This window comes from Cupriavidus sp. C3SS-1 (assembly GCF_057073755.1).
In genome coordinates, this window is the sequence record NZ_CP172700.1 from 1,701,732 (window position 1) to 1,713,988 (window position 12,257).

A 12,257-nucleotide genomic window follows, 5' to 3' on the forward strand; every position below is an offset into this window, starting at 1 on the left:
ACGCCTTGCTCATGACCGCCCCACTCCAGTCCCTGCTCTCCCCACGCTCGATTGCGGTGATCGGCGCCTCCGACAATATCCACAAGATCGGCGGCCGGCCCATCCATTACATGAAGACGCACGGCTACGCCGGCACGCTCTACCCCGTCAATCCGCAGCGCGACTCCCTCCAGGGCCTGCGTGCCTACCCGTCGCTCGACGCGCTGCCGGAAGTTCCCGAACTGGCCATCATCATCGTCGCCGGCGAGGCCGCGGTGCAGGCCGTGCGTGACTGCGCGCGGCTCGGCGTGGCGGCGGCCATCGTGATCGCATCCGGCTTTGGCGAGGCCGGCGCCGAAGGCCGCCGCCAGCAGGACGAGATGGTGCGCGCCGCGCGCGCCAGCGGCCTGCGGCTGGTGGGTCCGAACAGCCAGGGGCTGGCCAACTTTGGCAGCGGCGCCATCGCGAGTTTCTCCACCATGTTCATCGAGGTGGCGCCGCAAGACGGGCCGGTAGCGGTCGTCAGCCAGAGCGGCGGCGTGGCGGCCATGGTCTACGGGCTGCTGCGCGGCCAGGGCATCGGCGTGCGCCATATGCACGCCACCGGCAACCAGGCCGACGTCACGGTCAGCGAACTGGCGCTGTCCGTCGCACAGGATCCCGGCGTGCGGCTGGTGCTGCTGTACCTGGAAAGCCTGGCCGATCCCGAGGTGCTGGCCGAAGCCGCGCGCGTGGCGCGGGCCCGCAACGTGCCCATCGTGGCGGTCAAGGCCGGCCGCTCGCGGGACGGCCAGCGCGCCGCGGCGTCGCACACGGGCGCCATCGCCAACGAAGACCGCGCGGTCGACGCCTTCCTGGACCGCCACGGCATCTGGCGCGTGAATGATGCGCACGCACTGGCGCGCTGCGCGCCGCTGTACCTGCGTGGCTGGGATACCGGCGGGCAGCGGCTGGTGGTGGTGAGCAACTCGGGCGCGAGCTGCGTCATGGCCGCCGACGCGGCACAGACTTTCGGACTGACGCTCGCGCCGCTGTCCGAGGCCACGCGGGCCGCGCTCGCCCAACGCCTGCCCGGCTTTGCCACGACCACAAACCCGGTCGATGTCACCGCGGCGCTGCTCTCCAACAGCGCACTGTTCGGCGAAGTGCTGCCCGTAGTGGCAAGCGATCCAGCTGCCGACCTGTTCCTGCTCGACATTCCCGTCTCCGGCATGGGCTACGATGTGCCGCGCTTTGCACGCGACGCCGCCGCGTTTGCCGACACCGCCGGCAAGCCCATCGCAGTCGCGGTCTGGCAGCAGCCCGTGGCCGATGTCTTCCGCGAAGCCGGCTTGCCGACCTACGCCAACACCACCGAAGCGCTAGCCGCCTTCTCGCAACTGGTATCGCACCAGCAGCGCCTGCGCCAGATCGCCGCCGAGGGCGAGCCCCGGCTGCCGGCGGTTCCCGCGCGGCAGGCAAGCGCCGGAGCCGGCGGGACGCTGAGCGAGGCCGGCAGCCTCGCCCGGCTGGCAGCCGCCGGCATGCCGGTGGTCGAACACTACGTCTGCCACGACGTGGATGCCGCGGTCGCGGCCTGGCAACGCATCGGCGGCCCGGTGGCGGTCAAGGCCAGTTCCCCGCAGGTGCCGCACAAGAGCGAGCACGGGCTGGTGGCCCTGCACTGCAACGACCCGGAATCGGTGGCCAGCGCCTTCACGGCCCAGACTCGCACGCTGCAGGCCATGGGCGCCACCTGCGAGGGCGTGGTGGTCGCGCGCATGTCGCGCGGCCAGCGCGAATGCATGATCGGCGCGCACTGGGACCCGGTATTCGGCGCGGTGCTGGTGGTGGGCGACGGCGGCAAGTACGTCGAGGTGCTGCGCGACACCGCCGTGCTGCTCGCGCCCTGCCAGCAGGCGGACGTGGCCCGGGCGCTGGCTACGCTGCGCATCGCGCCGCTGCTGCACGGCGTGCGCGGCGAACCGGCGGTGGATATCGCCGCGCTGTGCCGGTTGGCAGTGCAGGTCGGAGAGCTGGTTCAAAAGGCTGGCGGCGCGATCCGGTCGGTTGACCTCAATCCGGTGATGGTGAACGCCGATGGCGTGGTGGTCGTGGACGCGTTGATCGAGGTGGAACCCTCCGCACTTTAAGGATCTGTGGATCCGGCGTTCCCAGGCGGCATCCGAACATTCTCCTTGCCTCCAACGGATTACTGTATATATTTACAGTACCTGTATGGATGAACAGTATGAGGAGGCCCCATGGAACATCTGATCCGCGTCCAGAACGACTATGACCGTCAGGTGCTCGCGTGGCTGCGCGCGCGCATCGGCGATGCCGCGCTCCAGTCCGCGGCGGGCCGGCTGGCAGGCGCCCGCAAGCCTTACCTGTCCACCATCTGCCGCAGCCTCGGCATCCGGCCGCCCTCGCGCCGGGAGTTCGCACAGGAAGCGGCGCGCACGCACCGCGCGGTCGGCGACCAGTACCTGGCGCGCATTCGCGCCATCCTTGCGACACCGGCTGGCGCCGCCCGCTGATCCGGCTGTTTGTGGTGGCTCTGCAGTGACTATGATCAATCACGACGCTGCATGCGGCGCGGGCCGCGCAGCCGGGCCATGGCAACCCACCGGACAAGAACATGAGCAAGATCGGCTTTATCGGCCTGGGCGTGATGGGAACGCCCATGGCGCAGCACCTGCTGCAAGGCAGCCACACCGTGTTCGCGCACAGCCGCAGCGGCGTGCCGCAGGCGCTGCAGGCTGCGGGCATGCACGCCTGCGCCAATGGCACCGACGTCGCGCGCCAGTCGGAAGTCGTGATCCTGATGCTGCCCGACACGCCCGACGTGGAACGCGTGCTGTTCGGGCAGAACGGCGTGGCTGCCGGCCTGTCCCGCGGTGCGACGGTGGTCGACATGAGTTCGATCTCGCCCATTGCCACGCGCGAATTTGCGAGGAAGGTCGAAGCGCTCGGCGCCGACTATGTCGATGCTCCGGTATCGGGCGGCGAGGTGGGCGCGCGTGCCGCCACGCTGTCGATCATGGCGGGCGGGCGGCAGCACGCCTTCGACCGCGTGCTGCCGCTGCTGCAGCTTATGGGCAAGAACATCACGCGGGTTGGCGAGGCGGGCGACGGCCAGGTAGCGAAGGTTGCGAACCAGGTCATCGTCGCGCTGACTATCGAGGCTGTCAGCGAAGCGCTCGTGCTGGCAGCGCGCGCCGGCGCCGACCCGGCGCGCGTGCGTGAAGCGCTGATGGGCGGCTTCGCCAGTTCGCGCATCCTGGAAGTCCACGGCGAACGCATGCTGCAGCGCAAGTTCGAGCCGGGCTTCCGCATCGCCTTGCACCAGAAGGACCTGGCGCTTGCGCTGTCCACGGCGCGCACGCTGGGGGTCGGGCTGCCGTCCACGGCCTCTTGCCAGCAGCTGTTCAATGTCTGCGTCGGCATGGGCGGCGCGGGCTGGGACCATGCCGCGCTGGTGCGGGCGATCGAACACCTCGCCTCGTTCTCGCTGGACGACGCGCATGCAGGCTAAGCCGGTCGCCGCGGCGCCCGCCATGCCGCAGGGCCGCGTCGCCCTGCTGACGGCCGTGACCATGCTGGCTTTTGCCGGCAATTCGATCCTGTGCCGGCTGGCGCTCAAGGGCACGGCCATCGACGCGGCCAGCTTCACGCTGGTCCGGGTCGTCAGCGCAGCGGCAGCGTTGTGGCTGATCCTGCTATTCCGCCATGGCCCGGGCCGGCTGGCCGGCGGCGGCAACTGGCCATCGGCGCTGGCGCTGTTCGCCTACGCGGCGGCATTCTCTTACGCGTACCTGCACCTTTCCGCGGGGACTGGCGCCTTGCTGCTGTTCGGGGCCGTGCAGGCGACCATGACCGGCTACGGGCTCTATGTCGGCGAACGGCTGCGCGCGGGGCAATGGCTGGGACTGACCCTGGCGCTGGGGGGGTTGGCATGGCTGGTGCTGCCAGGGCTGGCCGCACCGCCGCCGGGCTCTTCGCTGCTGATGATCGTGGCCGGCATCGCCTGGGGCATCTATTCGCTGCGCGGGCGCGGCGCGGCGGATGCCATTGCCACCACCGCCGGCAATTTCGTGCGCGCCGTGCCGCCGGCGCTTGCGCTGGCGTTGCTGATGCACGCGCAGCGCAGCCTGGATGGCGCCGGGCTGGCGTGTGCGCTGGTGTCCGGCGCATTGACTTCCGGGTTGGGCTATGTGGTCTGGTATGCAGTCATGCCGCGGTTGAGGGCCGCCACCGCCGCGACCGTCCAGCTCAGCGTGCCGGTGATCGCGGCGGCAGGCGGCCTGGCGCTGCTCGGCGAAACCATGTCGCTGCGGCTCGCGGTCAGCGCCGCCGCCGTGCTCGGCGGCATCGCACTGGTCATCGCGGGCAAGCAGCGTTGAGGCCCGCAAAGCCACCGTCGTGAAAGACCAGTGGCTCGCCCCGGTTCATGCGGTAGGACACGATCTCCGCGATGAACAGCACATGGTCGCCGACCTTGCGCGCGCTGCGCGGACGGCACACAAAGCACGCCAGCGCGTTGTCGATCAGCGCCGTGCCGCACGGCCCGGGCGATAGCGCCACCCCCTGGAAGCGATCGATGCCGCTGGTGGCAAACCGTTCGCACAAGGCCTGCTGCGTGTGCGACAGCACGTTCACCGCGTAGCAAGGCGCGGCGCGGAACGCGGCCAGGCTGCCGGAGCCAAGCGCCAGGCTCCAGAGCAGCAGCGGCGGCGACAGCGACACCGGGGCCAGCGAATTGATGGTGACGCCAACGGGCCGGCCATCGGACCCGGTTGCCGTCACCACCGCCACGCCGGTGGCGAACTGCCCCAGCGCGCGGCGCAGGGCGCGGCGCACCGAGTGCACCGCGTCCGCCGAGTGCGCGCCCTGCCTGGCATCGTCCTCGTCTTCCTCTCCACTGTCGTTGCTGGCCTCGGTGGCATACGGCAGCGGCGCAAGCGCGGGCATCATTGCGCGGCCGCCCGCACGTCTCCGGGCGGCGCGTCGATATCGAGACCAAGCGCCATGCGGCCCGCGTACTCGTGTTGCGCGCCCGCCTGCAGCGGGTGGAAGCGCGCGCCCTGGGCATCGCGGAAGCGCCGTTCCAGTCCGGCATCGCGATAGAAGCCCGCGCCACCGGCCAGCTCCATGGCCAGGTCGGCGGTCGCCAGCACCGCGCGCGCCGCCAGCGCGCGTCCGCACATGATCCGGTTCGTGGTCACGGCACCCGGCGCCTGGCTGGCCGCGGCGGCGAACATGTCGTCCAGCGCCAGTCGTGCGACATCCCATTCATTGCCAATGCGGCCGGCCAGTTCGACCACATGCGGCGAGAGGCGGCGCTGCTTCGCCAAACGCAGCGCGATATCGCGCGCGGCCTCGGCAATGCCGACGTAGACCGCATAGATCAGCGGCAAGGCGATCATCGCCACGGTATGCATCATCGGGTGCCACACGCCTTGCGGGCGCCGCGCGGCAATGGAGCTGTCCGGCACCAGCACGTTTTCGAGTACCACATCATGCGAGCCAGTGCCGCGCATGCCCATGGCGCGCCAGGTGGGCACGATGCGCACGCCCGGCGTCTTCATCGGCAGCGGAAAATGCAGCACGGTAGGGCCGGCCTGCGGATCATCATGGACGGCGCAGGTCATGAACAGGTCCGCCACCGGCGCACCGCTGGCGAACACCTTGTGCGCGTCGATGCGGAAGCCGCCGTCCACGCGTGTCGCCGTGCCACTGCCCTGCAGCCAGTCGGACCCGCCGCTGCCAAGCAGCACGATCTGCTCGCCGCCCACACGCTTGAGCAGCCCTTCCACCGGCGCTTTCTGGTTGCGCCAGCGCCAGGCCGCGGTGGCCACCGGATGCGTGTGCATGGCGAAGGCCAGTGCAGTCGAGCCGCAATACTTGCCCAGCTCGCGCAGCACCTCTCCCAGTTCCTGATGGGAAAGGCCCGCGCCGCCGAACTCCTGCGGCACAGCCGCGGCCAGAAAACGCTGCGCCCTGAGATCGTCGTAGTTGGCGCTGACGAAGGCGTCTCGGGCATCGATGGCCGGGGCGCGTTCGTCGAAGGTGCGGCCGAGCGAGGCGGCAAGCGCGAGCCAGTCAGACTGCGCACCTGCGCTGGCATCGGGGGCGGTGATCGTTTCCATGGCATAGGTCTCCTGCGGAATTGCCGGGGTACCCGCGCCGTTGTTTGGCGACAGGCACGGTGCTAGTATCGGAGCCCGGCCAGCCCGCTTCATTGACCGGGCCTCCGGCTTTCTTGCGCAAAACGCCGGATTTGGCCGGATTTGCGAAAGGAGTGACCGTGGATGCCTTGTCCGATCTCCTGCGCGCGGTGCAACTGAGCGGTGCCGTCTTTCTCAACGGCGACTTCAAGGCGCCGTGGTGCCTGATCTCCGAAGCCGACAGCAGCCTGCGCGCCGCCTTCCTGCCTGGCACGGGGCCGGTCGTGTCCTACCATCTCATCACCGAAGGCAGTTGCTGGGCCCGCCTGGCCGACGGCGACGGACAAGGCCTGCGCGTCGATGCCGGCGAACTGCTGGTCGTGCCCCAAGGAGAACCCCATGTGCTCGGCAGCGATCTCCACCTGAGTCCGATCCCGGCCGGACCCCTGGTTGCCGGGATGATGGAGAGCAATCCCGGCGAGGTCATGCGAGTGAGTTATGGCGGCGCAGGCACCCCCACGCGCATGGTGTGCGGCTTCCTTGCCTTCGACGATATGTTGGGCAACCCGCTGCTCTCGTCCTTGCCCCGCCTGTTCAAGGTGGGGCTGGACCGCGGCGTGGAATCCGCATGGCTGGTCTCGGCGCTGGCGTTCGCCACGTCGGAAGCGGCCGAGCCCCGGGCCGGCAGTGCCACGGTCCTGGCGAAATTGTCGGAACTGCTGTTCGTGCAGGCGGTGCGGCGTTGCATCGACGGCATGCCGGAAAGTGAACGCGGCTGGCTGGCGGCGCTGCGCGACCGCTACGTCGGCCGCGCGCTGTCACGCATGCACGCGCGCCCGGCGTATCCGTGGACCGTCGATGAACTGGCGGGTAGCGTGGGCCTGTCGCGCTCGGCGCTCGCGCAGCGTTTCACCGACCTGCTCGGCCAGCCGCCGATGCAGTACCTGGCGCACTGGCGGCTGCGTATTGCCGCCACGGCGTTGCGCAATGGCAGCCAGTCGATCGGCGAAGTCGCAGGCATTGTCGGCTATGACTCCGAAGCGGCATTCTGCCGGGCGTTCAAGCGCGAATTTGGCTTGCCGCCGGCAAGCTGGCGCCGCCATCGCATCGACCCTGCGCCGCAAGCGCCGGAAGCCACAACGGCACAGTGACCCGTTCGTCGCTTGCGCAAGCGCGACTCGCAAATAAATCAGGGGACCGCAAAGGGCCCCCTGAGGATGGTTGACGACTGGCCGCGCTACATTTTCTGCTTGGTGTTGTCCGCGGCGCCCTGCACCTTCTCGCCACCGCGTTCGATGTCCTTGCCGGCACCGTGGATAGTATTGCAGCCCGTGATCACCAGCATGCCGGCGAGGGCGAATAGTGCGCACAGCTTTCTCATGACGATTCTCCTTGCTTCGTGTGGATGTGGGCATGCCCGCAACGAAATGAAGGGTTCGGACAGCTAAGTTGAGCGTAGCAAGCAGCAAACCGTGCGGGCAGTCCGCATTCGTCCTACAACGGTGTCAGAGGGCGGCGGAAATCGAATGCCGCTGGAACGGCGCGCCGCGGACGGAACCCGCGCAACAGGTCATTGCGCGAAATGCGTTGAGTCAGGTCAATCGGCCAACGATGGCCTGGCGTGCGGCCCTGTGTGCTGTCCATACTGGAAACAGCCAGGCGAGCGCGCCCGATGCCCCGGGATAATGGTCAATGCCGGGCGGCGTCGCAGCCGAACCATCTATCCAATACGACAGACAACACCATGCCCTTCCGTCTCAGGTTCAGCCCGCACGACATCTACCCCGACGCACTTGAAGCGCGCCTGGCGGAACTCCATGAAATCGCCGCCGCAGTGCAGCGCGCCCAGGAGCGCCGCTGGCGCAAGCATGGCACTCTGCTGCCGCAGGGCGCTGCGTCCCAGGACATTCCGCCCACCCGTCACTGAGCGCGCGTGTTTTCGGCATGCTGATGGCCTCCACGCGCGCCAGGTCGGCGTGCCGGCCGAGACCGGCGGCAACGATGCCGCCACAGGCGTTGGTGCGCGAGATGCGCGCCCGCCGTGACGAGCCATTGGCGGCTCTGGCCGCCGCGGCCTGAACGCGGCAGCCACGGCGACGATCGTCGCCAGACGCGCGCGCCAATTGTGAACAACTGTGATATGCGATTGGCAAGGCGCTGGGGCTACGGAAGAATGGGTAGCTCGATGCGGCGTGGCCAGCGAAGGATTGGGCCGCGGGGCAAGCTCTTCCGACGTAGCCACCATGAAACGACCAACCCGGGATTGTGTACTCGCGCTGATGGCCTGCCTGCGGGATGCTGGCCCCCTGCGCCGCGACCAACTCGCCAGCGCGTGCCGCCTCTCCGCTTCCGAACTCACGCGCGCACTGAAATCCGCCCGGCAGATGGGCATCGTCGAACAGCTTCCGGCCGCTGACGACATGACGCAGGCCGAGCGCCTGTTCGGCCTGACCGGCCGGGCCTTGCCTCCGGCGCGTCGCGTGCCCCCGCGCGACGCCGAAGGCGGTCCGAGCTTCCAGCCTCTGCTGGACGCCTGGGGCATCGCACGGCCCAGCCAGCGCCGGGGCAGCCATCCCCCATGATGGCTACGGCAAGCCTCAATTGAACTGACGAACAGACCGCCAGACCCCGCGCAGGGTCCGGCCTGCCGCCCGGTGCAACGCCGGGCAGGCGGCTCAGCCCACCTTGCCGGCCATCGGCACGGCCGCCACCGCTGGCACGGCCACGCGGATCTCGGCGCCGTGGCAATTCGCGAACTGGTCGCAGCCCGCGCAGGAGGGCTCGGGACAAGGATGAAGGTCCAGCCGTTGGCAGACGCGATGGTAGAAGAACTTCTTCCACTTCATGTCCGCGGTGTTGGCAAGAAAGACTGGCTCGAACGTCTGCCGCAGCAGGCGGGATACATCGTCCCTGCCTGAGAGGCCCATGTCCCGCCAGAGATGGGTGCGGCCGAAGCAGCCGCAGGCAAGCGCGTGCGCGGCCCAGCGGACATGGACGCCATCCGCCCCTTGCGAGCGGCCGTCCCACAGCATTTCCACGATGTCGCCGAACTCGCACGGCAGCATGGCGAGGTCCACCGGCAGCGCGTCGGGCTCCCATCCGGCCGAAGCGGCACCGGGGAACCAGGTGTCGAGCATGCCACGGAACTCTGCAGGCGACAGCCCCAGCCACTGGGCAAAGCGCGGCAAACATCCTGCGGCGGCGCTTTCCAGCACGCCGGACAAGGCTCGCGATACCGGATGGCCCGGATGCACGGCGAAGGCATCCAGCAGAAGCAGCGAATGGTTCATGCAGCGTAATATAGACGTCTATATAACGATGGTCAAACCGAGCCCGGAACCGCCGCGGGCTCTTGTCGGGTTCGCTGACCTCGACTAGCCTGCTATCGATGTCGATTCCTCGCTGTGCGGCGAACCCCATTTGATGCCAGAACCCTCGACCACCCGATATGGCAAGGCGCAACGGCGCCTGCGGCAGGTCTTTTCCCCCTTGAACCTGGGTGCAGCGGCGTGGCTCATTGCCACCTGGGCGTTCGTGGCGTTTCAACTCGTCAGCGAGCGGGACCGCTTGCTGCATGACGCCGCACAGCGCACCCAGGCCGAGGCTCAGGCGTTCAGCGCGTACTCGAAATCCGGCATCCTGCGGCTGTCCGAGTTTCTCCTCGACCTGCGGGCCAGTTGGCTGGCCGGCCCGCGGGGGTTCACCGACATGGTGCGTGAGCGGGAGAACCTGGTGGTGGACCTCTCGTTCCAGGTGGCGGTGATCGACAAGCATGGCCTGCTCGTCTACTCGTCCATCGCCCCGCCCGCGCCCGGCGAGAAAGTCGACCTGAGCGGGCGCGAGCATTTCCGGGTCCATCAGCAGGCGGGCGGGAGCGACATGCTTTTCATCAGCGACCCGGTGAAGGGCAAGGTCTCGCGCAAGTGGTCGATCCAGTTCACGCGCCCCATCCTGCGCGAGGGCAGCTTCGACGGCGTGATCGTGGTCTCGGTCAGTCCGGAGCAGTTCGCCAGCTTTGCGCAGACGTTCACGAACCGCGACGGCGAAGTGGCGTCGGTCATCAAGAATTCCGGCCAGGTCATCGCGCGTGTGCCAGCCCTGGAGGGTTCGCTGGCCAGGGCAGTCAGCAACAGGCCGTACCTCGCCAGCGACTCGCCGCTGTCCGGCAGCTATCGGGCGGTATCGGGCTCCGAAGGCATGGAGCGGGTCTTCGGCTATTACCGCATGCCGGAATTCGGGCTCAATTTCGTGGTGGGCGAGTCAGTCGGCCTGGTGCTGGCGCCCTACGAGGTCTATCGCCGCATTGCCCTGGCCGGTGCCATGGCTTCCACGCTGCTGCTGGGCCTGCTGTACTACAGCCTGCGCCGCTCCATGGCCGAGCGACGGCGCCATATGGAAGAGATGCGGCTGGCTTCGCTGGTCTATTCGTCCAGCAGCGAAGCCATGGTGGTGACGTCGCTCGATGGCACCATCATCGACGTGAATCCGGCCTTTGCCGCCGCGACCGGCTATTCGGTCGACGAGATCAAGGGACGCTCGGGCTATAGCATCAGCGGCGAAGGCAATGCGGCGGGGCTGGTCGAACGCCTGCGTGCAACCGTGGAGGCCAGGGGCAGATGGAGCGGCGAGCTCTCAATCCGCCGCAAGGACGGCAGCGAGTTTCCTGCCTACCTGACCGTCGATACCTACCTGGCCCATGCGTATGGCGAGCGCCGCCGCGTCGCGCTGATCCATGACATGACCGAGAAGCGCCAGGCGCAGGAAGTCATCCTGCACCAGGCGAATTTCGACGCGCTCACGGATCTGCCCAACCGCCGCCTGTTCTTCGAACGGCTGGAGCAGGAGATCGAGCGTTCGCGCGGCACGCACGATGTGCTGGCGCTGCTGTTCATCGATCTGGATCGCTTCAAGGAGGTGAACGATACCCTCGGCCACGACCAGGGCGACCTGTTGCTGCTGGAGGCAGCGCGGCGCATTGCGGCATCGGTGCGCGCGTCAGATACGGTGGCGCGGCTGGCTGGCGACGAATTCACCGTGATCCTGCCCGCGGTGGGCGATGCCGGCGTTGCCGAGGACATTGCCCAGGCGATCCTGGAGCGAATTGCCGCGCCATACCACCTGGCCGGCGAGCTGGTGGTGGTGTCGGCCAGCATCGGGGTGGCCACCTGCCCCAAGGACGCGGACAACGCCGAGGCCCTGCAGGTGTGCGCCGACCAGGCGATGCTCGCCGCCAAGCAAGAGGGGCGCAATCGCTGGAAGGTCTTCACCCCGGCGCTGCTGCAGGCGGAAAAGGAGCGCCTGCGCATCACGCAGGACCTGCGCACGGCGCTGGTGGCCGGGCAGTTCGCGCTGCACTACCAGCCCGTTGTCGAACTGCGCACGGGCAAGGTCTGCAAGGCCGAGGCCCTGATTCGCTGGAACCATCCGACGCGCGGGCCGATCCACCCGGCCGATTTCATTGCCGTTGCTGAGGAATCCGGCCTCATTATCGACATCGGCCGCTGGGTGCTGACCGAAGCGCTGGACCAGCTGGCGCGCTGGCAGCTGCTGCTGGGCAAGGACTTCCAGCTCTCGGTCAACAAATCGCCCATGGAGTTCTGCGCGCCGGCGAACGGGCCCGAGTCCTGGTCCAGCATGATCGAGCGCAGGAACGTGCCGGTGGGCAGCCTGATCATCGAGATCACCGAAAGCTCGCTGATGGAGCAGAACGCCGATGTCATGGACCAGCTCTCGCGCTTCCAGGCGGCCGGCATCGAGATCGCGCTCGACGACTTCGGCACCGGCTACTCGTCCTTGTCCTACCTGCGGCACCTGGACATCGACTACATCAAGATCGACCGGTCCTTTATCCGCTCGCTGACGCGGGGTCCGGACGACGTGGCCTTGTGCCGCGCCATCATCAGCATGGCGCATGCCTTGCGCATCCGCGTGATTGCGGAGGGTATCGAGACCGAGTCGCAGCGTGACATCCTGCTGGCGGCCGGCTGCGACTATGGGCAAGGCCACTTCTTCTGTCCGGCGGTGGACGCCAGCGCGTTCGAGGCCTTCGTAAGCGCCATGGCTTGAGGCCAGCGGCTTCTGGTGACGCTGTACTGTGACTCAGTTGGCCCGGGACAAGGCTTCGCAACC

Annotated in this window: 12 protein-coding genes; 8 read left to right on the forward strand and 4 right to left on the reverse strand. The window is 68.3% G+C overall.

Translation table 11 applies throughout. The annotated features are described in order from the left end of the window. Window positions 1–11: 11 nt before the first annotated feature. From ACIGJC_RS23895 to ACIGJC_RS23910, 4 genes are all read left to right on the forward strand, one after another. Window positions 12–2,111, forward strand: a complete 2,100-nt coding sequence (locus ACIGJC_RS23895; RefSeq protein ID WP_483711880.1) for an acetate--CoA ligase family protein — start codon at window positions 12–14, stop codon at window positions 2,109–2,111. 111 nt (window positions 2,112–2,222) lie between these two features. Continuing rightward, complete coding sequence (locus tag ACIGJC_RS23900; protein WP_483711881.1) at window positions 2,223–2,498, forward strand: CppA family protein; 276 nt, start codon at window positions 2,223–2,225, stop codon at window positions 2,496–2,498. 101 nt (window positions 2,499–2,599) lie between these two features. Beyond that, on the forward strand, window positions 2,600–3,496 hold the full coding sequence (locus tag ACIGJC_RS23905) for a 2-hydroxy-3-oxopropionate reductase (RefSeq protein ID WP_483711882.1): 897 nt from the start codon (window positions 2,600–2,602) through the stop codon (window positions 3,494–3,496). Window positions 3,497–3,518: 22 nt separating this feature from the next. Beyond that, on the forward strand, window positions 3,519–4,364 hold the full coding sequence (locus ACIGJC_RS23910) for an EamA family transporter (protein WP_483714372.1): 846 nt from the start codon (window positions 3,519–3,521) through the stop codon (window positions 4,362–4,364). Here the strand turns inward: ACIGJC_RS23910 and ACIGJC_RS23915 are convergent. Next, complete coding sequence (locus ACIGJC_RS23915) at window positions 4,342–4,935, reverse strand: flavin reductase family protein (RefSeq protein WP_483711883.1); 594 nt, start codon at window positions 4,933–4,935, stop codon at window positions 4,342–4,344. The genes ACIGJC_RS23910 and ACIGJC_RS23915 overlap by 23 nt on opposite strands. After that, window positions 4,932–6,110 carry an acyl-CoA dehydrogenase family protein gene (locus ACIGJC_RS23920; RefSeq protein WP_483711884.1) on the reverse strand — a complete coding sequence of 393 codons (1,179 nt, stop codon included), beginning with the start codon at window positions 6,108–6,110 and terminating at the stop codon, window positions 4,932–4,934. The genes ACIGJC_RS23915 and ACIGJC_RS23920 overlap by 4 nt, the downstream gene beginning before the upstream one ends. 158 nt (window positions 6,111–6,268) lie before the next feature. On the opposite strand from ACIGJC_RS23920, the gene ACIGJC_RS23925 reads away from it, so the two are divergent. Next, complete coding sequence (locus ACIGJC_RS23925) at window positions 6,269–7,279, forward strand: AraC family transcriptional regulator (protein WP_483711885.1); 1,011 nt, start codon at window positions 6,269–6,271, stop codon at window positions 7,277–7,279. Window positions 7,280–7,365: 86 nt separating this feature from the next. Here the strand turns inward: ACIGJC_RS23925 and ACIGJC_RS23930 are convergent, their stop codons facing one another. After that, a complete protein-coding gene (locus tag ACIGJC_RS23930; RefSeq protein WP_483711886.1) occupies window positions 7,366–7,509 on the reverse strand; it encodes an entericidin A/B family lipoprotein in 144 nt (47 codons plus the stop codon). Between the two features lie 363 nt (window positions 7,510–7,872). On the opposite strand from ACIGJC_RS23930, the gene ACIGJC_RS23935 reads away from it, so the two are divergent. Both ACIGJC_RS23935 and ACIGJC_RS23940 read left to right on the forward strand, forming a co-directional pair. Then, window positions 7,873–8,055: a hypothetical protein gene (locus tag ACIGJC_RS23935; RefSeq protein ID WP_483711887.1), complete on the forward strand. Its 183-nt coding sequence runs from the start codon at window positions 7,873–7,875 to the stop codon at window positions 8,053–8,055. Window positions 8,056–8,371: 316 nt separating this feature from the next. Continuing rightward, the gene (locus ACIGJC_RS23940; protein ID WP_483711888.1) at window positions 8,372–8,710 is read left to right on the forward strand and encodes a hypothetical protein; all 339 of its coding nucleotides are present in this window, start codon (window positions 8,372–8,374) and stop codon (window positions 8,708–8,710) included. A gap of 93 nt (window positions 8,711–8,803) precedes the next feature. Here ACIGJC_RS23940 and ACIGJC_RS23945 read toward each other — a convergent pair whose 3' ends face one another. Beyond that, window positions 8,804–9,418: a nitrogen fixation protein NifQ gene (locus ACIGJC_RS23945; protein ID WP_483711889.1), complete on the reverse strand. Its 615-nt coding sequence runs from the start codon at window positions 9,416–9,418 to the stop codon at window positions 8,804–8,806. Between the two features lie 133 nt (window positions 9,419–9,551). Between ACIGJC_RS23945 and ACIGJC_RS23950 the strand changes: the two genes are divergently transcribed. After that, complete coding sequence (locus tag ACIGJC_RS23950) at window positions 9,552–12,194, forward strand: bifunctional diguanylate cyclase/phosphodiesterase (RefSeq protein ID WP_483711890.1); 2,643 nt, start codon at window positions 9,552–9,554, stop codon at window positions 12,192–12,194. Window positions 12,195–12,257 lie beyond the last annotated feature (63 nt).

What these genes read in the sequence shown, in the direction of transcription:
- ACIGJC_RS23910 (WP_483714372.1), top strand. Translation starts at nt 3,519, where the DNA reads ATGCCGCAGGGCCGCGTCGCCCTGCTGACGGCCGTGACCATGCTGGCT.
- ACIGJC_RS23900 (WP_483711881.1), top strand. Translation starts at nt 2,223, where the DNA reads ATGGAACATCTGATCCGCGTCCAGAACGACTATGACCGTCAGGTGCTC.
- ACIGJC_RS23950 (WP_483711890.1), top strand. Translation starts at nt 9,552, where the DNA reads ATGCCAGAACCCTCGACCACCCGATATGGCAAGGCGCAACGGCGCCTG.
- ACIGJC_RS23930 (WP_483711886.1), bottom strand. Translation starts at nt 7,509, where the DNA reads ATGAGAAAGCTGTGCGCACTATTCGCCCTCGCCGGCATGCTGGTGATC.
- ACIGJC_RS23935 (WP_483711887.1), top strand. Translation starts at nt 7,873, where the DNA reads ATGCCCTTCCGTCTCAGGTTCAGCCCGCACGACATCTACCCCGACGCA.
- ACIGJC_RS23905 (WP_483711882.1), top strand. Translation starts at nt 2,600, where the DNA reads ATGAGCAAGATCGGCTTTATCGGCCTGGGCGTGATGGGAACGCCCATG.
- ACIGJC_RS23945 (WP_483711889.1), bottom strand. Translation starts at nt 9,418, where the DNA reads ATGAACCATTCGCTGCTTCTGCTGGATGCCTTCGCCGTGCATCCGGGC.
- ACIGJC_RS23920 (WP_483711884.1), bottom strand. Translation starts at nt 6,110, where the DNA reads ATGGAAACGATCACCGCCCCCGATGCCAGCGCAGGTGCGCAGTCTGAC.
- ACIGJC_RS23895 (WP_483711880.1), top strand. Translation starts at nt 12, where the DNA reads ATGACCGCCCCACTCCAGTCCCTGCTCTCCCCACGCTCGATTGCGGTG.
- ACIGJC_RS23940 (WP_483711888.1), top strand. Translation starts at nt 8,372, where the DNA reads ATGAAACGACCAACCCGGGATTGTGTACTCGCGCTGATGGCCTGCCTG.
- ACIGJC_RS23915 (WP_483711883.1), bottom strand. Translation starts at nt 4,935, where the DNA reads ATGATGCCCGCGCTTGCGCCGCTGCCGTATGCCACCGAGGCCAGCAAC.